The organism is Neptuniibacter sp. QD48_55 (genome assembly GCF_047778115.1).
In the GTDB taxonomy this organism is placed as follows: Bacteria; Pseudomonadota; Gammaproteobacteria; order Pseudomonadales; family Balneatricaceae; genus Neptuniibacter.
Window position 1 is genome coordinate 2,718,609 of sequence record NZ_CP180555.1, and the last position, 24,936, is coordinate 2,743,544.

General features: G+C 44.0%; 23 protein-coding genes and 2 rRNA genes. 5 read left to right on the forward strand and 20 right to left on the reverse strand.

The genetic code is table 11. The features are described from left to right. Positions 1–26: 26 nt before the first annotated feature. Positions 27–1,487 (reverse strand): PLP-dependent aminotransferase family protein, encoded by a 1,461-nt coding sequence (locus ACMXYW_RS12625; RefSeq protein ID WP_415904280.1) that lies wholly within the window; start codon positions 1,485–1,487, stop codon positions 27–29. Between the two features lie 97 nt (positions 1,488–1,584). Between ACMXYW_RS12625 and ACMXYW_RS12630 the strand changes: the two genes are divergently transcribed. Further along, positions 1,585–2,181 carry a pyridoxamine 5'-phosphate oxidase family protein gene (locus ACMXYW_RS12630; RefSeq protein ID WP_415904281.1) on the forward strand — a complete coding sequence of 199 codons (597 nt, stop codon included), beginning with the start codon at positions 1,585–1,587 and terminating at the stop codon, positions 2,179–2,181. A gap of 72 nt (positions 2,182–2,253) precedes the next feature. Here ACMXYW_RS12630 and ACMXYW_RS12635 read toward each other — a convergent pair whose 3' ends face one another. Next, on the reverse strand, positions 2,254–3,468 hold the full coding sequence (locus ACMXYW_RS12635) for an alpha/beta fold hydrolase (RefSeq protein ID WP_415904282.1): 1,215 nt from the start codon (positions 3,466–3,468) through the stop codon (positions 2,254–2,256). A gap of 244 nt (positions 3,469–3,712) precedes the next feature. On the opposite strand from ACMXYW_RS12635, the gene ACMXYW_RS12640 reads away from it, so the two are divergent. From ACMXYW_RS12640 to ACMXYW_RS12650, 3 genes are all read left to right on the forward strand, one after another. After that, positions 3,713–4,678: an ABC transporter substrate-binding protein gene (locus ACMXYW_RS12640; protein WP_415904283.1), complete on the forward strand. Its 966-nt coding sequence runs from the start codon at positions 3,713–3,715 to the stop codon at positions 4,676–4,678. Positions 4,679–5,258: 580 nt separating this feature from the next. Next, positions 5,259–6,026, forward strand: coding sequence for a class II aldolase/adducin family protein (locus ACMXYW_RS12645; protein ID WP_415904284.1), 768 nt, complete (start codon positions 5,259–5,261; stop codon positions 6,024–6,026). Between the two features lie 31 nt (positions 6,027–6,057). Beyond that, positions 6,058–7,233: a mandelate racemase/muconate lactonizing enzyme family protein gene (locus tag ACMXYW_RS12650; protein WP_415899002.1), complete on the forward strand. Its 1,176-nt coding sequence runs from the start codon at positions 6,058–6,060 to the stop codon at positions 7,231–7,233. A 60-nt stretch (positions 7,234–7,293) separates the two neighbouring features. On the opposite strand, the gene ACMXYW_RS12655 is transcribed toward ACMXYW_RS12650, so the two are convergent. The 14 genes from ACMXYW_RS12655 to rpoE all read right to left on the reverse strand — a co-directional run bounded on the left by ACMXYW_RS12655 (position 7,294) and on the right by rpoE (position 18,832). Further along, a complete protein-coding gene (locus ACMXYW_RS12655; protein WP_415899003.1) occupies positions 7,294–8,145 on the reverse strand; it encodes an amidohydrolase family protein in 852 nt (283 codons plus the stop codon). Positions 8,146–8,185: 40 nt separating this feature from the next. After that, positions 8,186–8,914, reverse strand: coding sequence for an SDR family NAD(P)-dependent oxidoreductase (locus ACMXYW_RS12660; RefSeq protein WP_415895683.1), 729 nt, complete (start codon positions 8,912–8,914; stop codon positions 8,186–8,188). Positions 8,915–8,922: 8 nt separating this feature from the next. After that, positions 8,923–9,297 carry a holo-ACP synthase gene (gene acpS, locus ACMXYW_RS12665; RefSeq protein ID WP_415904285.1) on the reverse strand — a complete coding sequence of 125 codons (375 nt, stop codon included), beginning with the start codon at positions 9,295–9,297 and terminating at the stop codon, positions 8,923–8,925. Continuing rightward, positions 9,294–10,064: a pyridoxine 5'-phosphate synthase gene (pdxJ, locus tag ACMXYW_RS12670; RefSeq protein WP_415901124.1), complete on the reverse strand. Its 771-nt coding sequence runs from the start codon at positions 10,062–10,064 to the stop codon at positions 9,294–9,296. The genes acpS and pdxJ overlap by 4 nt, the downstream gene beginning before the upstream one ends. 13 nt (positions 10,065–10,077) lie before the next feature. Beyond that, positions 10,078–10,767, reverse strand: a complete 690-nt coding sequence (gene recO, locus ACMXYW_RS12675; RefSeq protein WP_415899005.1) for a DNA repair protein RecO — start codon at positions 10,765–10,767, stop codon at positions 10,078–10,080. Between the two features lie 6 nt (positions 10,768–10,773). Further along, the gene (gene era / locus ACMXYW_RS12680; RefSeq protein WP_415882154.1) at positions 10,774–11,709 is read right to left on the reverse strand and encodes a GTPase Era; all 936 of its coding nucleotides are present in this window, start codon (positions 11,707–11,709) and stop codon (positions 10,774–10,776) included. Positions 11,710–11,711: 2 nt separating this feature from the next. Continuing rightward, the gene (rnc, locus tag ACMXYW_RS12685; protein WP_415899006.1) at positions 11,712–12,392 is read right to left on the reverse strand and encodes a ribonuclease III; all 681 of its coding nucleotides are present in this window, start codon (positions 12,390–12,392) and stop codon (positions 11,712–11,714) included. Further along, on the reverse strand, positions 12,389–12,766 hold the full coding sequence (locus ACMXYW_RS12690) for a DUF4845 domain-containing protein (RefSeq protein WP_415904286.1): 378 nt from the start codon (positions 12,764–12,766) through the stop codon (positions 12,389–12,391). Before ACMXYW_RS12690 ends, rnc begins: the two co-directional genes overlap by 4 nt. Positions 12,767–12,777: 11 nt before the next feature. After that, positions 12,778–13,590 (reverse strand): signal peptidase I, encoded by an 813-nt coding sequence (lepB, locus tag ACMXYW_RS12695; RefSeq protein WP_415899008.1) that lies wholly within the window; start codon positions 13,588–13,590, stop codon positions 12,778–12,780. A gap of 22 nt (positions 13,591–13,612) precedes the next feature. Then, positions 13,613–15,412, reverse strand: coding sequence for a translation elongation factor 4 (gene lepA / locus ACMXYW_RS12700; protein WP_415899009.1), 1,800 nt, complete (start codon positions 15,410–15,412; stop codon positions 13,613–13,615). 110 nt (positions 15,413–15,522) lie between these two features. Continuing rightward, on the reverse strand, positions 15,523–16,929 hold the full coding sequence (locus tag ACMXYW_RS12705) for a DegQ family serine endoprotease (RefSeq protein WP_415904287.1): 1,407 nt from the start codon (positions 16,927–16,929) through the stop codon (positions 15,523–15,525). Between the two features lie 33 nt (positions 16,930–16,962). After that, positions 16,963–17,397: a SoxR reducing system RseC family protein gene (locus tag ACMXYW_RS12710; RefSeq protein WP_415904288.1), complete on the reverse strand. Its 435-nt coding sequence runs from the start codon at positions 17,395–17,397 to the stop codon at positions 16,963–16,965. Beyond that, positions 17,394–18,221: a MucB/RseB C-terminal domain-containing protein gene (locus ACMXYW_RS12715; protein WP_415904289.1), complete on the reverse strand. Its 828-nt coding sequence runs from the start codon at positions 18,219–18,221 to the stop codon at positions 17,394–17,396. The genes ACMXYW_RS12710 and ACMXYW_RS12715 overlap by 4 nt, the downstream gene beginning before the upstream one ends. Positions 18,222–18,250: 29 nt before the next feature. Beyond that, positions 18,251–18,832: an RNA polymerase sigma factor RpoE gene (gene rpoE, locus ACMXYW_RS12720; protein WP_415885542.1), complete on the reverse strand. Its 582-nt coding sequence runs from the start codon at positions 18,830–18,832 to the stop codon at positions 18,251–18,253. 280 nt (positions 18,833–19,112) lie between these two features. On the opposite strand from rpoE, the gene nadB reads away from it, so the two are divergent. Then, positions 19,113–20,708, forward strand: a complete 1,596-nt coding sequence (gene nadB / locus ACMXYW_RS12725; RefSeq protein ID WP_415904290.1) for an L-aspartate oxidase — start codon at positions 19,113–19,115, stop codon at positions 20,706–20,708. Here nadB and ACMXYW_RS12730 read toward each other — a convergent pair. The 4 genes from ACMXYW_RS12730 to ACMXYW_RS12745 all read right to left on the reverse strand — a co-directional run bounded on the left by ACMXYW_RS12730 (position 20,689) and on the right by ACMXYW_RS12745 (position 24,814). Further along, positions 20,689–21,144 (reverse strand): protein YgfX, encoded by a 456-nt coding sequence (locus ACMXYW_RS12730; protein WP_415904291.1) that lies wholly within the window; start codon positions 21,142–21,144, stop codon positions 20,689–20,691. The two genes, nadB and ACMXYW_RS12730, sit on opposite strands and share 20 nt — an antisense overlap. Then, on the reverse strand, positions 21,128–21,382 hold the full coding sequence (locus tag ACMXYW_RS12735; RefSeq protein WP_415896833.1) for a succinate dehydrogenase assembly factor 2: 255 nt from the start codon (positions 21,380–21,382) through the stop codon (positions 21,128–21,130). The genes ACMXYW_RS12730 and ACMXYW_RS12735 overlap by 17 nt, the downstream gene beginning before the upstream one ends. Positions 21,383–21,671: 289 nt before the next feature. Continuing rightward, positions 21,672–21,787 (reverse strand): 5S ribosomal RNA (rrf, locus tag ACMXYW_RS12740). Between the two features lie 142 nt (positions 21,788–21,929). Next, positions 21,930–24,814: ribosomal RNA gene (locus tag ACMXYW_RS12745) — 23S ribosomal RNA — on the reverse strand. Between the last annotated feature and the right edge of the window lie 122 nt (positions 24,815–24,936).

Consider the following 24,936-nt stretch of genomic DNA (forward strand, 5'->3'; position numbering starts at 1 on the left):
TACTCACAAGTTATAAGCTGCTCATTTTAACCTAACTTAGAGTGGCCCCGAACATTTTTATAATGTTTATCAATTAACTGAATACCTCGTCTAATCTGCTCTTCCGACTCAGCACAATATCCAATCACCAAACCATTTAATTTCGGCCCCTCTTGGGTATAGCCCGATAATGCTCTTACACCCAAGCCATCTTGTTTTAGCTGTTTAACCAGTCGCTTGTCTTCTATCTCATCTGGCAACCCCAATACCAGATGCATTCCTCCTTCAGCGCCCAAAATAGGCAAGTCAGACAAACAGCTAGCTTTGACCTCTTGAGATAGAATGCTAAGCCGTTTCTGATACAAACCACTCATCTTTTTGAGATGCCGTGCAAAATAGCCTTGCTCCATAAACTCAGCCATGACCACTTGGGTAACGCCGGATAAACCACCATCCATATAGCGGCGCGCTCGATTAAATAAAGGCACCAAAAGTTCAGGCAGTACCACATAACCTAAACGTATTGCAGGAAACATCGATCGACTAAAAGTCCCGGTATAGATCACCCGTTGATAATCGCTGATCGCAAACAGTGAAGAGACCGGATGACCAAGGGCAAATTCTGAATCGTAATCATCCTCTAGAATCCAAGCTCCTTCCGTTTCAGCCCATCGAATAACCTCTAACCTTTCAGCAAGCGATATCGTATGCCCTAAAGGAAAGTTACGAGAAGGCGTTAAACTCAATAACGCAGCCTTCTGTTTTAGCGCATCAATTAGAGGAAACTGAACCGTATCAATCTTGCACCCCGCTGCTTTAAAAGCACCAGATATCCCTGGAAACCCCGGTGTTTCAACCACCACCCGATCACCTGAATTAGTGAGTAACTGAGCAACCATATAGATCGCTTGCTGAGAACCTGAGGTCACCAAAATCTGATCAGCTTTTACCTCTATTCCTCTGTGTCTCAATAAATATTTTGAGATCTGCTTCCGCAACCTTAAATCACCTGCGGGAGGCGATGAATCTAATGACTTAAACGATGCCGCTCTCGCTAAACAGCGTTTCCATTGCTCTATCGGAAACTGATCGATTGCAGGTATTCCCGGTTGCAGTAACTTTCGCGTATCAGGATTTAAAGGCGTAAAGCCCAAGAATTGCTTTGCATATTCTGAAACCGACAAACCGGGGTCTTGCTTCGATTTCGAAGGCTTATTTCTCAACACTGACTCAGGTAAGTGAGCGACATAACTCCCTGAACCTGTCACCGTTTCAACATAACCCTCGGCAACTAACATTTCATAGGCAGTTTTAACTGTATTACGGGCAACACCAAGCGCACTCGATAACTCACGAGTTGCAGGTAAACGAGTACCACCAGCCAACGCCCCCTGCAAAATCGCCAACTGCAGACGTTTAAAAATAACCTGATATAGAGTCCCCTCATCAACGTTTACAGGGGACTTAAGAATGTTTAGCAGCTGCGCACTCAACAAAATTGGGCCCATTAAATATACAAATATTGGATCTCACATAGACCAATTATAACCTTTACTCTTCCACCATCTAAACCAATCAACCCATAAATATGAGGAGGAGACGCAGATGAGTCACTTTACCCCTACGCCAAAAACACAGGTTAAACGTGGGTTGAAAAAAGCGACCTATGATCAAGAAACAATTTATCAGATCATGGATGAAGCACTTGTCTGCCATGTTTCATGCAATTGGCGCGATCAAACTATGATTCAACCAACACTGCATTGGCGTGAAGGCGATTACCTCTATATTCACGGTTCAAGTAAAAATGGGTTATTCCAAGCATTACTCGCCGGAGAGGAAGCCGCAATAGGGATTACCCTGCTGGACGGCTTAGTGTTTGCGCGTTCTGCTTTCCACCATTCAGTCAACTTTCGCAGTGTGATCATGTATGGCAAAGCCAAACTGATCGAAGAAGAACAGGAAAAACGCCGACAGTTGGACTTGATGTTAGAAAAGGTTAAAACCGGAAGGTCACAAGAAGCTAGACCGGCAAATGAGGTAGAACTCAAAGCGACAGCGGTTTTGGAATTTAAAATCGAGCAAGTCTCAGCGAAAGTTAGAACCGGAGCTCCTGTGGATGAGCCCGAAGATATGACATTAGATGTTTGGGCGGGTGTTCAACCAATCCGCCAAGTATTCGATGAGATTATTTTCGAATAAGCTGCTCTCAATGAAAGGTTTTACAGCGATATGCTGTAAAACCTTTATTTACCTAGCTAGCCATTTGAATGGCTAAGATAACGCGGTCTTAATATTGATCTCACCTTCCAAGGTTTTATGAACGGGGCATCGATCTGCAATATCAAGCAAACGTTGCCGTTCCTCCTCAGTTAAGTCACCGGTCAGCGTTATACGCCTCACAAACTGATCTACTTTACCTCCAGATTGTTCACAGCTAGAACAATCCTCTGCATGGATTTTGTCATGGGTAACATCCACCTGCACATGCTCCAGTGGCAACTGTTTATGACGCGCGTACATGCGAATCGTCATTGAGGTACAAGCCCCCAAACCTGCTGCAACTAATTGGTAAGGAGTTGAACCTAGATAATGACCACCATAACTCACCGGCTCATCTGCAATTATATGATGACCTGCTGCGCTGATATCCTGAGTAAAACTGTCCGGATCAGCTTCACTTACCCGAACAACACCTTCAGGGGCATTCATCTGTTTTGGTAACAGTTCAACGTCTATATAACGCTGCACCCAAGTTGAAATCACCTCAGCGGTATACTCGGCATCCTCAACACGCGTAAGCAGATGATCAGCATTATCTAGGGTAATAAAGCTCTTTGGGTGTTTAGCCATTTGGAATATACGTGCAGCATTATCCAAACTAACGGTTTCATCCATGGGCGCATGCAGCACCAGTAGTGCTTTTTTCAGATGCTTAACCTTAGTCTCTAAGGATACATCGGAGATATCTTCAATAAACTCACGGCGAATGGTAAATGCCCTACCACCCAGTTCAACTTCTGCCGAACCTTGGCTACAGATTGTATTTAGATGATCACCAAAATTATGAATAACATGTTCCGGTTCAGCTGGAGCACCAATCGTAACGACAGCTTTCGCCTCCGCTATTCTATCTGCCGCTGCTAAAACGGCAGCACCACCCAGAGAGTGACCTATCAACAATTGCGGTGCCTGATAGTTTTCTCGTAAGTAATCAGCCGCTAATGCTAGATCGGCTACGTTAGAATTAAACCCGGTATTGGCAAATTCCCCACCCGAATGCCCCAACCCTGTAAAATCAAAACGCAGAACAGCTATCCCTAAAGATGCTAAACGCTGAGCTATTCGCCTAGCTGCTGGAATATCTTTGGAACAGGTAAAACAGTGCGCAAACAATGCATAAGCTGCGGGTTTACCAACGGGTAGATCCAAACGAGCCGCAAGTACGGATCCATCATGACCTTTAAATTCTAGACGCTCTGTTTTCATAATCCGCCCTCAAAAACTCAATCAACATAGGATCAGTATTTCTCAATCACTCACCAAGCTCCATTTACTTCTCTCTATTGATTGGATAGGCAAGATTTATGACCTAAGGTTTTAAAGATTGTTCAAGCAACTAGGCTAGTGACAAAGGGGGGTTAAACTCTTGATTAAATCGTAGTGGAGAAATGGAAGGCTTCTAATTACCTGCCTATATTGAAAATAACACTCGCAGGCAGATGGGGCCGAGATGAAGCTATTTACAGGGATCTTACTTTATTCCTTTTGCATACCAGCATATGCGCTCGATGTTTTTTTTGTTCATAGCTATCACCATGCCTATCCTTGGGTTGACGAGTATTACGATACATTCAAAGACAAGCTAGAAACAGATAGCCTTGAAGAATATCAGATGGATACAAAGAGAATTCCTCAAGATGAATTCCAAGCCCGCGCAGATGAGGCCATAAACCTTATATTGCAGAAGAAACCACATGTAGTAGTTGTTGCAGATGATAATGCCCTACGCTTAGTAGGAAAACCGGCATTAGATCACGGATTTCAGGTAGTATTCTTAGGTATCAATGGCAACCCTCGATTGGTGATTCCAATTACATCAAATCTAGCAGGTGTATTAGAACGCCCTTTATTAAAACGATCCGTTGTTGAATTAGCCCGAGTAGTACCTAGATTAAAAAAAGTGTTGATTCTAATGGACGATGGGCCAACAACAACCGCGATTATCGATACCTCTTTTAATTCCAAAACAAGCCAAAAGGTAGCCGGTACCGAAGTTAATATCAAAAGACTTAAACACTTTTCAGACTGGAAAAAGGAAATCCTTCAAAGCAAACATAATGGCTATGACATTATCCTTCTGGCCAGCTACGCAAAATTGCTGGACGAGAAAAATCAAGCCATAGAACTCGACATTGTTAGCCGCTGGAGCAGTAAACATTCGGAACTTCCAATATTCGCTTGCTGGAGATATTCAATTGGGAAAGATATGGTTGCAGGAGGTTTAGTTTTATCTGGGAATGATCAAGGAAAAAACAGTGCAGAAATCGTTAATTATTTCCTACGTCACCAACAATTTCCAAATCCATCGATAATCACCCCTAAACAAGGACGATACCTGTTTTCAAAGACGCAGGTAGATCGTTGGAACCTAAAATTACCTACTGATATCGAAAAACATGTGGAATGGATTGAATAACGAAAAAGGTTATTTGAATATCTATCCAATGGTACTCAATACTTAGCAACCAGAACCTCTGGCCTATTGTTCACCTTGATAATGGGCGTCGAAATATAATTCTATGGAAGAGATAGAGACTATGAATGAGCAATGCTCTTCTTGGGGTCAAGTCATCCTACTACTTGGTGAGAAAAGTTATTCTTTATCAGCGATCTTTAGAGCCGTTAGGATGGAACAAAGTAGATCGATCTAAAATACTACCTTGCGCAAGGTAAAAATAACCAAACCGTTATTTAATCGTTTAGCTAAAGAAAATATTAACCAACAAATGGAAGAAACATAAAACCTAGTGCGACAGCACCAACAAGCGCTATTACAGGGAATTCCAATACAGATTTGTTCGCAGGGCTATTCATAACAACCATCCTTATTAGTAATAGGAATCATTATTACTTAACAATAAAGCAAATGCAAATAATTCTTATTAGTAAATAATCATTTCATTGGCATCATGTTCTTTATTTCGTCGCTCCCTGTATAATTCTGGCAATCAATATTGCTCGTCAAAGGCACATCTATTTAAGCCAGAGGATTTTTTATGCTGGAGCTTCCACAACTCAATTTAAAAAACAAAGTTTCTCCAGAGGAATGGCAGGTACGGGTAGATCTAGCTGCCTGTTACAGGCTAGTGGAAGATTTAGGCTGGGGAGATCTAATCTATACCCATATTTCAGCAAAAGTGCCAGAAACAGATCATTATCTGGTAAATGCATTTGGCCTGACATTTGATGAAGTTACCGCATCAAACTTGGTTAAGGTTGATCTTGAAGGAAATATTCTCGACGATACCCCTTTCAATATTAACCCTGCGGGTTTTACTATCCACAGCGCCGTTCACTCTGTACGCAGTGATGCACACTGTGTTCTTCACTTGCATACAAAAGAATCTATTGCGGTAGCTTCCCTAAAATGCGGGCTATTACCCCTTAGCCAATATTCCTGTTTCCAATTGGCTTCATTAGGCTACCACCAGTATGAAGGCCTTGCTGTTAATCAGGATGAGAAAGTGCGTTTAAAAGAAGATTTGGGTAATAACAACCACCTTTTACTTCCTAACCATGGCGCTCTCACCGTTGGTCCGACCGTAGGCGATGCATTTATGCGCATGTATGACCTACAACGTGCTTGTGAAATTCAATTATTAATTCAATCAACAGGTCAAGATGCTATAGAAGTGGCTCCAGAAATCGTTGATGGCATATCTAAACAAGCAAATGTCGTTCATTCAGGAACTACCGGTGGACAGAAGTCATGGCCTGCAATGCTTCGTAAAGCCTACCGACTTGATCCAAGTTTTGCGCAATAATCTGAAAATTACCGAATAATAAGGCTGATTCATGAAAATAAATCGCGTAGAAATTTTTGATATTCACTGCCCGGACCGCCCTGTTTGGAATCCGGTATTTGTTCGCGTACACACAGATGAAGGCATCAGCGGTGTAGGCGAAGCTGGCTTAGCTTACGACTTAGGGCATAGCGCTGCAGCTCATATGATTAAAGAGTTTGCAGAAGAGATGCTGCTTGGTCGTGACCCATTCCAAACTGAAGACCTTTGGAACTTGATGCTGCGTGGTAGCTTCTGGGGCTTAGGCGGAGGCCCAATTATTTATTCAGCAATGAGTGCCATCGATACTGCTCTTTGGGATATTAAAGGTAAAGCTCTAGGCCTTCCTGTTTACCAACTGCTTGGCGGTAAAGTTAACGATAAACTACGCACTTATGCCAGCCAGCTGCAATTTGACTGGGATTCTGAGTTTAAAGCTCTGACTGATCCTGAAGATTATGCAAAAGCAACTGAAAAAGCTCTAGCAGAAGGTTACGACGCTGTAAAAGTCGATCCGATCATGTACAACGAGAAAGGTGAAACATTCTTCGACCGCACTAAACTCTTTACTAATAAAGAGATGAAGATGTTCCGCGACCGACTAATGGCTATCCGTGAAACCATGGGTGATGACGGTGATATCATTTTTGAATGTCACAGTTTGCCGGGCGCTTCAACCGCAATCCAATTAGGTGAGCTGGTCGAGGAAGCGCGCTGCATGTACTTCGAAGAGCCGGTAAATTACCTAAACTCGGAGCTACATAAACGCGTAGCTGACAAAGTGAATGTCCCTATTGCTGGTGGTGAGCGTTTGTATAATCGCTGGGGGGTACGCCCTTATCTAGAAGATCAAAGCCTAGATGTACTGCAGCCAGATATCGGTTTATGCGGTGGTTTCACAGAAACTAAAAAGGTTTGTGATTACGCTGATGTATACGATGTTCGCATTCAGGCACATGTTTGTGGCGGCCCAGTAGCAACAGCTGCATCTCTACATTTAGAAACGGCTATTCCAAACTTCTTAATCCATGAACATCATACCTATGCTATTAAGCAGTGGAACCGCGAGCTTTGCGTTCAAGACCCGCAGCCTGTAGATGGTTTCTTCCAAGTATCAGAAGAACCAGGCATTGGCATCGAATTGAATGATGAAGTAGTAAAGCGCTCTCCGCGTATTGAAGTGAAGTAATTTTCACACTCCATACAAAAGGGCGCTATATTTAGCGCCCTTTTTAATTTGGTCATCATATTATTCAATATCTAACTGATAGATACGCTTTGCATTTTCAAATATCAGCATATCCTTTTCAAAACCCTTCCACTTCATCTCTTTGAGATACCTTTGCCACACTTCAGCATAGGTGCAAGCTAATTCAGAAACAGGGAAGTTACTCGCTAACATCACGCGCGTAAGCCCAAACTGCCTGATTGCAAAACTTATAATGGGTTTAGCTTGTTCCACACGCCAATCACGATTGAACATCTCCCAACCAGAGCACTTGATATAACACTCAGGATGATGCGCAAGCCGGGTAATCGAGTTCATCCACTGCTCATTTAGTTGTAAAGGAGAACCACAATGATTAATCACGACTTTCAAATTGGGCAACTGCTGCATCATATCAGCAAGCGCACAAGACGCACCTTGATCTGGCAAAGATAGTTGGGCCTCAAAAATCAGCTGATTATCAGACAGCATTTCAAGACGCTTAAGTACATTCGGATCGGACAACACTTCTTGAGCGGCATTATCTAAGATATATCTCACACCAACTAAGGATGTGAACCCTTTAAGCTTTTCAAGATGCTCGCCAAAACGATCAGAAGTCAGATCTAGATAAGCGATGGATCGGAAAGGTAACTCACAATGGCACTCAAGCCACTCCAGTTCTCGCCACGGTGAAGAGTTATCAAAACCAGCCTCTATATGAACAAAACCAACAATATCTGCTGAGCCAGATTGATTTAAATCGCTTTCGTTATAACTGCGTCTAATTTTATTTTTATCAGACCATTCAGGCTCATGCCCTTCTTGCAACCAGTGGTAATCTCCATCTTCAAGATTAAACAGGTGCACATGCGGGTCTATCACTCTACTCATATACCGCCTTTAGATCGCAAGTTTTACTTCTACAGCTCAATTACTGGGTTGTATATCCACCATCAATTAACTGCAAACTACCGGTAATAAAACGAGCATCATCACCAATCAACAATGCAACGAGTGCAGCAACTTCTTCAGGCTGACCTATGCGCCCTAATGGCTGCAAAGCTGCTTCTTCTTGATGTATAACACTTTTTTCACTTCCACTTCTTTCACAATAGCGGTCAATCGCATTATGGTAAAGCGGTGTTTCGATTGTTCCCGGGCAAACAGCATTAGCTCGAATACCAAAAGATGCGTAATCTAATGCTGTGGTTTTAGCCATTGAAGCTAAAGCAGCTTTACTCATGTTATAAGCAAAAGAGTTTCTTTTAGCTACGACCGACTGATCAGAGCCTAATAATACGATTGAGCCAGCGCCCTGCTCTCGCATTTGAGGAAGCACAGACTGTAAAAGAAAATAAGCACCTTTGACATTAATAGCCATCACTCGATCAAAGTCCTCTTCCGAGGTATCTTCTAAGTTTGCAGAAAAATGCACACCTGCATTAGATACAACGCCATCGATCCGACCAGATTCCTTGATGACCTGATCAATAGCTTGTGAGACCTGAGTAGAATCGGTCATGTCACATTGAATAAATTCGCCGACCTCAGATTCATTTAGGTCTAAGTTATAAACCTTGTAACCATCATCTAATAAACGTTCAACGACAGCTCTACCTATACCAACAGAACCACCTGTAACTACACAAACCCTAGTCATAGAACTCTTCAACCCTCGGCAACAACAAACGCAACGATATAATCTTTCTCGTCACTGTAACTTAGATGCATAGATGTAATTTCAAGCCTTTCGGCACGCTCTGCTGCACCTCCTGATAGGCTCACTTCAGGACGACCATTCATATCTTTGGTAATTTCAATATGTTTCCAACTAACGCCTCGCCCAATACCTGTGCCTAAAGCTTTAGATATCGCTTCTTTGGCACAAAAACGTTTAGCTAGAAACAGAGGAGGATTGGATACTTTGAGGAACTGTTCATATTCGGAAGTAGATAAGATACGTTGCGGCAAGGCAGGCGTTCTTTCCAACGCCTGCTCCATGCGGCTGATCTGAAGAATATCGGTCCCGATACCTCGAATCATCGCTTCAATGCATCTCTTTGCGGCTGAATTCGAGCTTGAGCCTGAAGCATCTGTTGCTTAATTTCAGATACAGCTTCTTTTAAACCAACAAATAAAGCGCGAGCAATAATACCGTGGCCAATATTTAGCTCATTCATCTCAGGGATTTCAGCAATCTGCTCAACATTATGATAATGCAAACCATGACCAGCGTTTACTACTAGCCCTTTTTGATAAGCATAAGCAGCAGCTTCACGAATACGCTTCAGCTCTTCGGCCTGTTCTGCAGAAGATTCAGCTTCTGCGTAGGCACCTGTATGCAATTCAATCACAGGAGCACCACAACGAATAGTTGCATCAATCTGTGCTGGCTCCGGATCAATAAATAGAGACACCTCGATACCTGCCCCAGCTAATCGATCACAGGCTTCTTTCACCCGCCCTTCTTGACCAGCGACATCCAATCCACCTTCGGTCGTCAACTCTTCGCGCTTCTCTGGAACCAAACAACAATGAGCAGGCTTTACATCTTCAGCAATGGCAATCATCTCTTCAGTAACAGCCATCTCAAAGTTCATACGTGTCTGCAATGTCTCTTTGAGCAAATAAACATCACGATCTTGAATATGGCGGCGATCTTCTCGCAAATGAATAGTAATGCCATCCGCACCGGCCTCTTCCGCTAGCGCAGCAGCCTGAACAGTATCTGGGTAGCGTGTACCTCGCGCTTGGCGAATCGTAGCCACATGGTCAATATTGACCCCTAATAACAAACGGGACGGTTCAATCACACCACTTTCCTCACATTTTTTGAAATAGCTCTCGGCTACGCAAGGGCTTATGCCCTAAAGCACGATCAATTAAATTTCGCATCAACCGCTTAGCGGCTCTGCGAACTTGAATGTCTGAATAATCATCGACAGCAATCGCTGATAACTGCCAACCATAAAAGCAAGACGCCTTGTTTTTCTCCGTTACTTCGCTAACAGGAACAAAGCCATGCTCAGGGTTAAAACAATATACTGACTCTGCAGATGTCTGCTCCAGTTCCGGTAACACCCCAAGCTCATCAAGCAAACGATGCTCAAAGGTGCGTAGTGCCCCCTCTATATCTTCTCCAGATACTAACTCATTTAAAACATACTGATAATAAACATAGAGCTTAGGGTGACCATCAAAAGGCTGCAACAACCGCTCTAGCAACTCATTGACGTACAGGCCACAGAGTAATGCATCGCCATTCAAGAACAGCATAGCAGCCACAGGTTCAGCTTGAGTCAATGTTTTGAGGTCGTTACGCCCACGCCAACTAACTTGAATGGGCACAAAAGGCTGTACTGATGCACGTAATTTAGATTTGGGCCTACGCGCGCCCTGAACAACAGCGGAGACTTTACCATGTTCTAGAGTGAAGAAATCAACGATAAGGCTAGTATCGCGATAAGGGCGGCTATGGAGGACATAAGCCGCCTGCGGATCAGAATGACTCATGCTGTGTTAGGTGTTGTCATAACCCAAACTACGCAATGCTCTTTCATCATCCGCCCAACCACGACGAACTTTAACCCATAGGTTAAGCATTACTTTAGCATCAAACATACGCTCCATATCCATGCGAGCATCACGACCAATTGTTTTGATGCGCGAACCTTTATCACCGATAACGATTCGTTTCTGTCCATCACGTTCCACAAGAATAAGCGCACTCACATGAAGAACACCGTTTTTGGCGTATTTAAACTCTTCGATCTCTACGGTAGTACCATAAGGAATCTCATCGCCTAAATTACGCATCAACTTTTCACGAACCATCTCCGCAGCCATAAAGCGTGAGCTTTTATCTGTTAGCTGGTCTTCAGGAAAGTGATGCATACCCTCAGGAATATGCTTGGCGATTAGCTCTTCAAGTTGCTCGACGTTATGCCCATCTTTAGCAGAAAGAGGAATCATTTCAGCAAAGTCCATACGCTCAGAATGCGTCTGCATCTGAGGTAATAACGCCGTTTTGTCTTTAAGTTGATCGACTTTATTTACAGCTAAAATAACCGGACAACGAGCATGTTTGACCTTGTCCAGTACCATCTGGTCTTCTTCAGTCCAAGCAGTACGGTCAACAATAAAAACAACAACATCAACATCACGTAATGCGTCTGATGCAGCTTTGTTCATATAACGGTTTAAAGCTTTTTTCCCGTCATCTTTATGTAAACCTGGAGTATCCACATAAACAATCTGTAGATCATCTTCCGTTTTGATACCCATAATCTGATGACGAGTTGTCTGAGGCTTACGCGAAGTAATACTCAACTTCTGTCCCAATATATGGTTCATCAATGTCGATTTACCAACATTTGGACGACCAACAATCGCTACGAATCCACATTTTTGATCTGGATTGCGAGGTTCCAGCAGGTGCATTAAATCTTCAGCCATAACTATTTCTCCACCTGCAGCTCTATCAGCGCATGTTTTGCGGCTTCTTGTTCAGCTTGACGGCGACTGCTACCAATACCTTTAGCAGGCTTAGCTAACCCAGTCACTGTACAATCAATGTAAAAGGTTTGATCATGAGCTTCGCCTTCTACATTGATTAACTCATAAGTTGGCAAAGCTAAACGGCGCGATTGCAAAAACTCCTGCAAACGTGTTTTAGAGTCTTTAAGAGTCTCATTTAGGTCTAATTTTTCTAAACGAGCTTTAAACCAAGAAAGAATAAATCCACGGGCCGTTTCCATATCGGAATCTAGATAGATGGCGCCGATAATAGCTTCTACAGCATCAGCTAAGATTGAATCTCTACGGAAACCACCACTCTTAAGCTCACCACTACCTAAACGCAGGTAATCTCCTAAACCTAATTCACGTGCGACTTCGGACAAAGTAACACCTTTAACCATACGTGCACGCAAGCGGCTTAATTCGCCTTCTTTAGCCTGCGGGAAGCGCGCGAACAGATCATCAGCAATAACAAAGTTCAAAATTGAATCACCTAGAAACTCTAGACGCTCATTATTCTTCTTACCGCAACTACGATGCGTGAGAGCCAACTCAAATAATGATTCATCGGCAAATGGGTGCCCTATACGACGGGCTAGATCGGATACAGGTTTAATCAAGGGGTTTCAGCTTCATATTCATTTGTAAAAACTACAACTGCATCAATATTTCCAAACATTGGAACACGAACTTCATAATCAAGTATTGCAGTAATAATGCCGTCATCTTCAAAGACTGTTAACGAATCTTTTTGCGGTAAATTCAGTTGATTTATCACCAGTTTTTTCCTGACACTAGCTTTTATACCTTTAGGCCCTTTAGCAAGTTCTTCAGGATCGTTCATAGCGTCAACTAGAACCGAATTAAAAGTCCTATTATCTACGTATGCAGGAAATAACTTGAATGCAATAGAAAACAAAAAACCAGCTACAATAAGTACTAACAAATTAGCAAAAATTGACGCACCAGCTTGTTTCTTAAGAGTAGATCTCATAAGAGCCTCCATTACTCAATTACGCGAACATCACCAAATGACGGTATACTTAAAAAGGTAGGCCAATGCATCCAGACTGCAAATGCCTTACCTACTAGAAGATCTTCAGATACAAAACCCCACCTGCGACTATCATTACTATTATCGCGATTATCTCCAACCATAAAGTAATGACCTTCAGGTACAGTCCACTCCATATTCTGAGCTGGTCTGCGAACATCTCTATACATTTGATGTTCAACACCATCTAAATTTTCATTAATTAACAAACGCTGTGGATTATGTGGTGGTAATTGAGCCAACAACTGTTGGGATTGCTCTTTTCCGTTTATAAACAACTTCTTGTTTTGGTAACTAATTACATCACCCGGAAGCCCCACTACTCTCTTAATATAGTTAATAGATGGTTTTTCAGGGAATTTAAATACAACCACATCACCACGCTCAGGATCATTAATCTCAATAAACTTAGTATTCAAAACAGGTAAACGAAGCCCGTAGTGAAATTTATTTACCAAAATAAAGTCGCCAATCTTCAACGTCGGCAACATTGAGCCAGATGGAATCTGAAAAGGCTCTACTAGGAATGACCTTAATACCAAAACGATGAAAAGCACTGGAAACATTGATCGACCCGTATCGACCCAACCCGATACACGATTAATCTGTTCAATGGCTTCATCAGGAAGCGGTCCTTCCGCCTGGGCAGAAGCAACTCTCAGCTGTTCATCTCTTTGTGGTTTCAAAGAGATTCGGTCGTAAAACCAAACGATGCCGGAGATGAAAGTTAACGCAACCAGCACTAATGCGAAATCAAAATCCATCTAACAATGCCCTTCCTGATAATTAGCTATCAACTTTAAGTACTGCAAGGAACGCATCCTGTGGGATCTCTACACTACCCACCTGCTTCATACGTTTCTTACCTTCTTTCTGCTTCTGTAGCAGTTTCTTCTTACGGCTTACGTCACCGCCATAACACTTCGCGGTTACGTTCTTACGCAATGCTTTAACTGTTGTACGAGCAATGACCTTACCACCAAGAGCAGCCTGAATTGCCACATCAAACATCTGACGAGGAATAACCTCTTTCATCTTTTCACATAGCTGACGGCCACGGAATTGAGCATTATCACGATGCAGAATAACGGCTAAGGCATCGACCTTATCACCATTGATAAGAATATCCATACGCACCAATTTCGCTGGATCAAAGCGTACGAAATTATATTCAAGAGAAGCGTAACCACGACTTACAGACTTCAAACGGTCGAAGAAATCCAAAACAACTTCCGCCATCGGTAGTTCATAAGTAATCTGTACTTGGTTACCTACGTAGTTCATCTGTTTTTGAATACCACGCTTCTCAACACATAGTCCGATCACCTGTCCTAGATAATCTTGTGGAACAAGGATATTCGCTTCAACAATTGGCTCACGCATCTCGTTGATTGAACCAGGATCAGGAAGCTTAGAAGGGCTATCAATCTGTATAACATCACCATTATTCATCTCCAACTCATAAATTACAGTTGGAGCTGTAGTGATCAAATCCAGATTATATTCACGCTCAAGACGTTCTTGAATGATCTCCATGTGCAGCATACCCAAGAAGCCACAACGGAAACCGAAACCAAGTGCATCTGATGTTTCGGGCTCAAAGAACAACGAAGCATCATTCAAGGTCAACTTATCTAATGCTTCACGGAAATCTTGGTAATCATCAGAGCTTGTTGGGAATAGACCAGAGTAAACCTGAGGTTGTACTTTCAGGAAACCAGGTAGGCTTTCGACATCTGGCGTTTTAACATGGGTCAATGTATCACCTACAGGTGCACCATGAATGTCTTTAACACCCGCAACAATAAAGCCTACTTCACCTGCATGCAAAACACCGGTTTCTTTCTGCTTAGGTGTAAAAATACCTACCGATTCTGCTTGATAGTTTTGACCCGTAGATTTAACTAGAATTTTGTCTTTCTTACGCAATGTACCCTGAGTTACACGCACCAGAGAAACAACGCCTAGGTAATTATCAAACCAAGAATCAATAATTAGGGCTTGTAGAGGAGCATCAACATCACCTTCAGGCGGTGGAATTTCCTTAACTAACTGTTCAAGAACGTCTTCTACACCCATACCGCTTTTAGCAGAACAAGCTACTGCGTCGGTAGCATCAATACCGATAACTTCTTCAATCTCGACACGAACTCGCTCCGGCTCAGCCTGAGGCAGGTCCATTTTGTTTAGAATTGGGACAACCTCTAAACCTTGCTCGATTGCTGTATAGCAGTTAGCAACTGACTGAGCTTCTACACCCTGCGCAGCATCAACGATCAAAAGCGCACCTTCACAAGCGGCTAAAGAACGAGAAACCTCATAGGAGAAATCTACGTGGCCCGGTGTATCGATAAAGTTAAGCTGGTAAGTTTCACCATCTTGCGCCTTGTAATTCAGAGTAACACTCTGCGCTTTAATGGTAATACCACGCTCACGTTCCAAATCCATGGAATCAAGAACCTGAGCTTCCATTTCACGGTCACTTAAGCCACCGCACATTTGGATAAAACGATCGGCCAAAGTCGACTTACCGTGGTCGATATGGGCAATAATAGAAAAATTTCGGATATTTTTAAGGTTGCTCACGTGCAGGCTACCGCTACTCTAATACTCGCTGGAAAGGCGCAAGTTTACAGCATTTGCTTAAACTGGGCTACGAAAAAGGGGGCCTTAGCCCCCTTAGAATTTTATACAACTTAATCCGATACTCGTAATGGAATAAATAACGGACTTCCTCGCCTAACAATCCGCATCGGAACCGACTTTCCAGATGCTATATCGGTAGATACTCTATTGAAGTCAGAAACACTGGAGATCTGTTCGCCATTTAGCATAGTGATGACATCACCAACCATCAAACCTGCATCTGAACCTGGCCCTTGTAGAACTTTACGAACAACAACGCCTTTACTCACTTGCCATTTTTCTTTACGTTTTTGGTCAAGTTCAGCGACCTGAATATTTAGACGATTGCCTTTATCCTCTTTTGGCTTTCGAACGTTAGTTTTAGCAAGTTCATCCTGCGTTGGTAATGCCTCGATTTCGACCTTAATGGTCATTTCACGCCCCGCACGAATGACTGAAACCTTAGCTTTTTTACCTGGTTTAACTCGACCTACATGGTGAGGTAGATCTGAAGATCGAATAATATCCGCACCTTCAAATTTAAGAATAATATCGCCCTCTAGAAGACCGGATTTTTCTGCTGGACTCTTAGGTAACACTTTTGCAACTAAAGCCCCAGCCGGCTTTTCTAACCCAAATGATTCAGCAAGATCACGGTTAACCTCTTGAATGACCACACCAAGCCAACCGCGGGTAACATAACCATGTTTCCTTAATTGATCCGCAACATCCATCGCGACATCAATAGGTATAGCAAAGGAAAGCCCCATAAAACCACCGGAACGAGTGTAAATCTGAGAGTTAATCCCAACAACTTCACCATCCAGATTAAATAATGGACCTCCAGAATTACCCGGATTAATAGCTACATCAGTTTGGATAAACGGAACATAAGTATCTCCTGCTAATGCACGTTCTTTAGCACTAACAATCCCTGCTGTCACACTATGATCAAAACCAAATGGAGAGCCTATCGCTAGTACCCACTCACCGACATCAAGCGCTTTAGACTCTCCCAGCTCAACTGTCGGTAGATCCTCAGCATCGATTTTTAACAACGCTACATCAGAGCGCTTATCAGAACCGATGACTTCAGCTTCTAACTCCCTACGATCAGCTAAGCGCACGATAACCTGATCAGCTTCCGCAATAACATGATGATTGGTTAGTAAATAACCATCTTCAGAAATAATAAAACCAGACCCTAAGGATTGAGGAGCCCTACGACGTGGGCGCTCACCCTGTTCAAATTCAGGCATACGAAAGAAATGACGAAAGATTTCCGGAATTTCTTCTCCATTTGGTCCCTGAAATGGGTGCGACTGCCCCTGATGCGGTTTGTTTTGAACAGTACTAATATTCACCACTGCAGGTGAAGCCTCTTTTACCAGCGATTTAAAATCAGGCAAGCTTGCAGCATGAATAGGTAGTGCAATAAGGATAATCGTTGCGACAATGAATTTTGATATAGATTTCATAAAACAAACACCTATGTCTATCAAAAAACGGGGTTAGATAACTTTAATTAGCGTCGGTTGATATTGGCAGGAACTAAAGAAAGCGGAACTACTAAAGCGAACAAAAACAAACCCTGCGATAAGAGAAATAAAGGAAGATGCGATCACAACCAGCTCATCTCCCCAGATAAAATCCCCTATCACGGCCCCAAGAAATAGCGCTAGCAATGGCAACAAATACATAAAGACAGTTGCTTTAACAAATGCTCCTTCCTCTATGCCCAAAAGCACACTATCGTCAGCTTTTACGTGAAGAGAAGTTGGATTATTAACGAGAAAAATAAACCGTTTCTCCTGTCCAGCCTGCACTAACAGTTTTTGTCCACAACCATTTCGAGCAGCACAACTAGCACAAGCGCTCTGGCGCATGGTTTCAACCCATACGCCTTGCTCATTGACCTCTACAACTTTCCCGCTTTCTTCAATCATTTACGTTCTACTGAAGCAGCAATACGTTCCGCAATCATTAGAGGAACATCTCCAACGACTGTTACAAATTGATCACCAATACGCTTACCTACAGTCACCATACCGTCTGACTGAACAGCACCTTCAGGAACGGACTGACGACCATATTTTTCAACACAAACGGTAAATGAATGATGTCCATTGCTGAACATTTGCACTTCAGCGTGCGCCATCACATCTCTACGTTTACCCGAAAAGCCTTCTGGCAACCATGTTGCCTCCCAACCAGATTCTTGGTGTGAAAGCATATGTTTATGCTGAGATACATAACGCTCTACACCTTCAGATAAACGAATAATTTCAGGCTCTTGCCCCTGTGATGAAATCATCGAACGGTTACCAAACTGCGCTCTGACTAGATCATCGGAAACTGTATTGCCTGGAAGAACATAGTTCGGGCGATTATCAGCAATCGTATCGTTTTCAGGCTGATTGTAAGTTTGGGCGCCCAAAATCACCATTGCCGTCACAGAAGCAGCTGCAGTCATGCTAGCAAGCGGCTTCCAAAAAGAGTTTCCTTTAGTTTCGGACTTCACTTCGGGTACGGCAGTCACAACTTCCAAATCAGGCTCTTGATCTAGGGCCTGCATAACCTGACCACTGATATCAAAGCCGCTCAATTCCGCTTCTTCATTTTTCATAACTGAACGAACTAAATGATATCGCTGCCATTGTTCAGCCAATTCTGGCTCCTGCTCTATGCGATCAAGAGTACGTCGTAACTCAAAGTCTGCAACTTCGCCATCCATCAACGCCGAAACAGATTCTGTAGATCGATCATCCATAGAATTTACCTCAATTTACCTTTGCAGGATCAGCTCGCTAAAAGCGGCATAATTTCTTTATCAATTGCTTCACGTGCTCTAAAGATACGTGACCTCACAGTGCCTACGGGACAATCCATAACCCCAGCAATCTCCTCATAACTCATACCTTCAAACTCTCTGAGTGTTAAGGCCACCCTCAAGTCTTCAGGTAGTTTATTCAGAGTTTTCCGAATCACTGCTTCCAGCTCATCCTTGTACAATTTGTTTTCCGGTGTCTCAATATCTTTCAAAGCATTATCACCTTCAAAGAACTGCGCATCGTCAACATCCACATCAGCAGGACGCCTACCACGAGCGACAAGGTGATTTTTGGCTGTGTTGATAGCAATTCTGTAAAGCCATGTATAGAAAGCACTATCTCCGCGAAATTTTGGTATCGCTTTATAAGCCTTAATGAAAGTTTCTTGCGCCACGTCCAATGCTTCATGTTGGTCGTAAACATAACGACCAATCAACGCAACAATTTTATGTTGGTATTTTTTTACCAGAAGATCAAAAGCACGTTTATCGCCCGCTTTTACCCGCTCGACCAGCTTTTGATCAACTGCTGTCTGACTTTCACTCGACACTCAATATTCCTTAAACTGTCCTTAATACCTATCTCTATAAATATAGAAGCTAAAGCAGCAATAACTTTCAACTAATACAACATATTACCTCATCAGAGTGCCGGAACACTTCTATGAGCATTCAAAACTGCTTAAGTTCCCTAAGTCCAAAAAAAAATGCAAAATTGTTGCTCAATTCCGATGAAACGCATCTAATAAGCTAGTTTTATCCTCAAACTTACCACTAAAATACACACTCACCTTTTCAAGCCAAGAACCCTCTAGTTAAGAAGAGCACAGCATGACGCAACACTATCACTACGACGCTTTAATTATTGGCAGTGGCGCTGCTGGACTCAGCATGGCCCTTCACCTAGCTCAAAATGCGCGTGTTGCAGTTCTTAGTAAAAGAGAACTTAAGAGTGGTTCCACATGGCTAGCTCAAGGCGGTATCGCAGCAGTACTCGATACTGAAGATAGCACACAAGCACATATCGAAGACACCATGTCTGCTGGCGGACATCTTAGTCATAAAAACGCAGTAGAATTCACAGTCGAACACGGCAGAGAAAGCATTGACTGGCTGATTGAACAAGGCGTTCCTTTTACCCAAGATAGTGACGACTATCATCTAACCAAAGAAGGCGGGCACTCACATCGTCGCATCATCCATTCTGCAGATGCGACAGGAAAAGCGCTTCAGCAAACATTGATAGAGAAAGCCCAAGCCTCTGAAAATATCGACCTATTCGAACACCATATTGCAGTCGACCTAATTACACGAAAGAAACTAGGCTTAGCACACAACCGCTGTGTAGGTGCATACATTCTTAATGACGAAACAGGACACGTAGAGGTGTTTCAGGCTCCTCATGTTGTGTTGGCTACAGGCGGTGCATCGAAGGCCTATCTTTACACGAGTAATTCAGATGGCGCCACGGGAGATGGGATCGCCATGGCTTGGCGTGCTGGCTGCCGTGTCGGTAACATGGAATTTAATCAGTTCCACCCTACCTGCCTGTATCACCCACAAGCCAAGTCCTTTTTGATTACAGAAGCCGTTCGCGGTGAAGGCGGAAAGCTTTTACTGCCTGATGGCCAGCCGTTCATGCATAACTTCGATGAGCGAGGCGAATTAGCACCGCGAGATATCGTTGCTCGCGCAATAGACCACGAGATGAAAAGGCTAGGTAGTGACTGCCTATTTTTAGATATCAGCCACAAATCTAAAGAATTTATTAAGTCTCATTTCCCAACCATCTATAAGCGCTGCAAAAGCTTAGGCATCGACATCACTAAAGAACCAATTCCAGTTGTACCTGCTGCCCATTACACTTGCGGTGGTGTCGTGACAGACGAAAAAGGCCGTACCGATATTCCGGGGCTTTATGCTATTGGCGAAACCTCATTTACGGGGCTTCATGGTGCCAATCGATTGGCTAGTAATTCCCTTCTTGAATGCCTTGTCTATGCAAAATCTGCTTCAGACGATGTCGTACAATCTCTAACGGCACCTCTAGACGAATCAATCATACCAGCATGGGATGAGTCTCAAGTAACCAATTCAGATGAAGATGTTATTATCTCTCACAACTGGGATGAGATACGTCGTTTCATGTGGGACTACGTAGGCATTGTGAGAACGACCAAACGACTACAACGAGCTAAGCATCGCATAGATCTTTTACAGCAAGAGATTAGCGAATATTACAGTAACTACAAAATCAGTAACGATCTACTGGAGCTGCGTAACTTGGCCGTCGTTGCTGATTTGATTATTCGCTCAGCAATGCTAAGGCAGGAAAGTCGTGGACTCCACTACACACTGGATTTCCCAGACCTGGGACCTGAAGCACTAGATACAATCTTAACGCCAATCAATTTTCATTGGAATTAAGGCCATAAAGCGGACTGTATAACAAAAGAACCCGCAGCCGTCTAAAAGCATTTTCATTGAAGTTCCGACGCATTATTACAACAGGTATAGTGTAAAAGCGACGGTCACTTTTGCACAACATGACGATCACAAAGGGAGTGATCACCTTTTGCTTAATACGGGTCACATAAATCCGTTGCTGGTTTCTCTGCAGTAATGAAATCACTCCCTTTTCCCCATTCCAAGTAATACCAACAATGGACAGAGGGGACCTTAATAGCACCCTTTCATTTAAATAAAACAGAAAACTACATAGAAGTGCTACTGTAGCTAAAACAGCTATGTATAAAGGAATCGCAGAGTAAAAAAGAGCAAAGCACGCACTAAGATGCACCCCACTATATATAACTAGCAGGGTACAGGAAGGAGAGATAGGTTCGTTATTTAGGCTGAACACGCTCCAGAATAATCCTCACAATCCTTTGCAAGTCAGGATCAGCTGGTACTTCTCGCTCCATAAGCCATACAAATAGATCCTGATCTTCCTCATCTAATAACTTAACAAAGCGATCTTGATCAGCCTCGTCTAAGTCTGCAAAAGCCTCTTCCACAAACGGAACAAAAAGAACATCAAGTTCCAACATACCACGTCGACTCTGCCATTTAAGGCGGCGAATATCATCTTCAGTATACATCTATCAATTTTTCCTTAGAGGTTTCGCATTGCGCGCTAAGCATACCAGAAATAAAGAATAAGACACTAGCGACAAGAGTCTATAGCCGGCGTTGGTTGCTAACAGCGAAGGACAGCGAAGGACAGCGAAGGACAGCGTATCAGTGTGCGTTATTCTATAAAGCATGACCAGCCTTTAGATTACCCACCCATATTTGATATTTTCTCTGCTTGCCTAGCTGCACTCTAAACACGGTTATAAACGAAAAAACCCCGATCACAGCGTGACCGGGGTTTTCTCTTAATTAAATGCTTGGCGATGACCTACTCTCACATGGGGAAGCCCCACACTACCATCGGCGATGTTGCGTTTCACGTCTGAGTTCGGGATGGATTCAGGTGGTTCCACAACTCTATGGTCGCCAAGCAAAACTGTTACAACTTAGATCTGATTCTTCTTTTATTTGATCTAGATAGTTTATCGACTGTAGTTTAACTACGCGCTAATTCGTTACTCTCTATCGTCTTACGTATCTTACAAGTCACTTGCCAAACGCCTTGGGCGTTATATGGTCAAGCCTCACGGGCAATTAGTATTGGTTAGCTCAACGCCTCACAGCGCTTCCACACCCAACCTATCAACGTCGTAGTCTTCAACGGCCCTTTAGGGGAATCAAGTTCCCAGTGAGATCTCATCTTGAAGGAGGCTTCCCGCTTAGATGCTTTCAGCGGTTATCCCGTCCGAACGTAGCTACCCGGCAATGCAATTGGCATCACAACCGGTACACCAGAGGTTCGTTCACTCCGGTCCTCTCGTACTAGGAGCAACTCTTCTCAAATCTCAAACGCCCACGGCAGATAGGGACCGAACTGTCTCACGACGTTCTAAACCCAGCTCGCGTACCACTTTAAATGGCGAACAGCCATACCCTTGGGACCGGCTTCAGCCCCAGGATGTGATGAGCCGACATCGAGGTGCCAAACACCGCCGTCGATGTGAACTCTTGGGCGGTATCAGCCTGTTATCCCCGGAGTACCTTTTATCCGTTGAGCGATGGCCCTTCCATACAGAACCACCGGATCACTAGAACCTACTTTCGTACCTGCTCGACGTGTCTGTCTCGCAGTCAAGCACCCTTCTACTCTTGCGCTCATTGCATGATTTCCGACCATGCTGAGGGTACCTTCGTGCTCCTCCGTTACTCTTTGGGAGGAGACCGCCCCAGTCAAACTACCCACCACACAATGTCCCCGATCCCGCTTAGGGAACTGGGTTAGAACCTCAACATTACCAGGCTGGTATTTCAAAGGTGGCTCCACCCTATCTGGCGACAGGGTTTCAAAGCCTCCCAGCTATTCTACACAAGTAATGTCAAAGTCCACTGTGAAGCTGTAGTAAAGGTTCACGGGGTCTTTCCGTCTAGCCGCGGGTAAACTGCATCTTAACAGCTATTTCAATTTCACTGAGTCTCGGGTGGAGACAGTGTGGCCATCGTTACGCCATTCGTGCAGGTCGGAACTTACCCGACAAGGAATTTCGCTACCTTAGGACCGTTATAGTTACGGCCGCCGTTTACCGGGGCTTCGATCAAGAGCTTCGCACAAGTGCTAACCCCATCAATTAACCTTCCGGCACCGGGCAGGCGTCACACCCTATACGTCCTCTTTCGAGTTTGCAGAGTGCTATGTTTTTAATAAACAGTCGCAGCCACCTGGTATCTTCGACCGGCCTCAGCTTAGGGAGCAAGTCCCATCACCAAAACCGGCGCACCTTCTCCCGAAGTTACGGTGCCATTTTGCCTAGTTCCTTCACCCGAGTTTTCTCATACGCCTTAGTATTCTCTACCTGACCACCTGTGTCGGTTTAGGGTACGGTTAGTCATAACCTGAAGCTTAGAGGATTTTCCTGGAAGCATGGCATCAACTACTTCAGTCCATAAAGGACCTCGTCATCGGTTCTCGGTCTTAAGGACCCGGATTTGCCTAAGTCCTCAACCTACTACCTTAAACGCGGACAACCAACGCCGCGCTAGCCTAGCCTTCTCCGTCCCCCCATCGCAGTTATGAGCAGTACAGGAATATTAACCTGTTTCCCATCGGATACGCTCTTCAGCCTCTCCTTAGGGGCCGACTCACCCTACCTCGAATAGCGTTGGATAGGAACCCTTGGTCTTCCGGCGGGGAGGGTTTTCACCTCCCTTATCGTTACTCATGTCAGCATTCGCACTTCTGATACCTCCACGGTGCCTTACAGCTTCCGCTTCAACAGCTTACAGAACGCTCCTCTACCATGCACAAAGTGCATCCGTAGCTTCGGTGTTATGCTTAGCCCCGTTATATCTTCCGCGCGGGCCGACTCGACTAGTGAGCTATTACGCTTTCTTTAAAGGGTGGCTGCTTCTAAGCCAACCTCCTAGCTGTCTAAGCCTTCCCACATCGTTTCCCACTTAGCATAAACTTTGGGACCTTAGCTGACGGTCTGGGTTGTTTCCCTTTCCACGACGGACGTTAGCACCCGCCGTGTGTCTCCCGTGATTGAACTCATGGGTATTCGGAGTTTGCATCGGGTTGGTAAGTCGGGATGACCCCCTAGCCGAAACAGTGCTCTACCCCCATGGTTAGACACGAGGCACTACCTAAATAGTTTTCGAGGAGAACCAGCTATCTCCGAGTTTGATTAGCCTTTCACTCCTATCCACAAGTCATCCGCTGGCTTTTCAACGACAGTCGGTTCGGTCCTCCAATGCGTGTTACCGCATCTTCAACCTGCCCATGGATAGATCACTCGGTTTCGGGTCTACTCCTAGCGACTGGACGCCCTATTAAGACTCGGTTTCCCTACGGCTCCGCAAATGCTTAACCTTGCCACTAAAAGTAAGTCGCTGACCCATTATACAAAAGGTACGCAGTCACCGTCCGAAAACGGCTCCCACTGCTTGTACGTACACGGTTTCAGGGTCTATTTCACTCCCCTCACAGGGGTTCTTTTCGCCTTTCCCTCACGGTACTGGTTCACTATCGGTCAGTCAGGAGTATTTAGCCTTGGAGGATGGTCCCCCCATATTCAGACAGCGTTTCACGTGTGCCGTCCTACTCGATTTCACTTTAAAAGACCTTTCACATACGGGGCTATCACCCACTATGGCCACACTTTCCAGAGTGTTCTGTTAAATCTAATAAAGCTTAAGGGCTGGTCCCCGTTCGCTCGCCGCTACTTAGGGAATCTCGGTTGATTTCTTTTCCTCTGGGTACTTAGATGTTTCAGTTCCCCAGGTTCGCCTCTAATAACCTATGTATTCAGTTAAAAGATACCTATAAATAGGTGGGTTTCCCCATTCGGAAATGTCCGGATCAAAGGTTGTTTACCACCTCCCCGAACCTTATCGCAGGTTACAACGTCCTTCATCGCCTCTGACTGCCAAGGCATCCACCGTGCACGCTTAGTCACTTGACCATATAACCCGAAGGCGTCTGGAATCACAGTAACTTGTATTGCTAGTAACGATAGATTTCGCCGAATTGGCGCATGCAGTAAAACTACATGTCTTAAATCTAAATCAAATGAATCAAATCCAA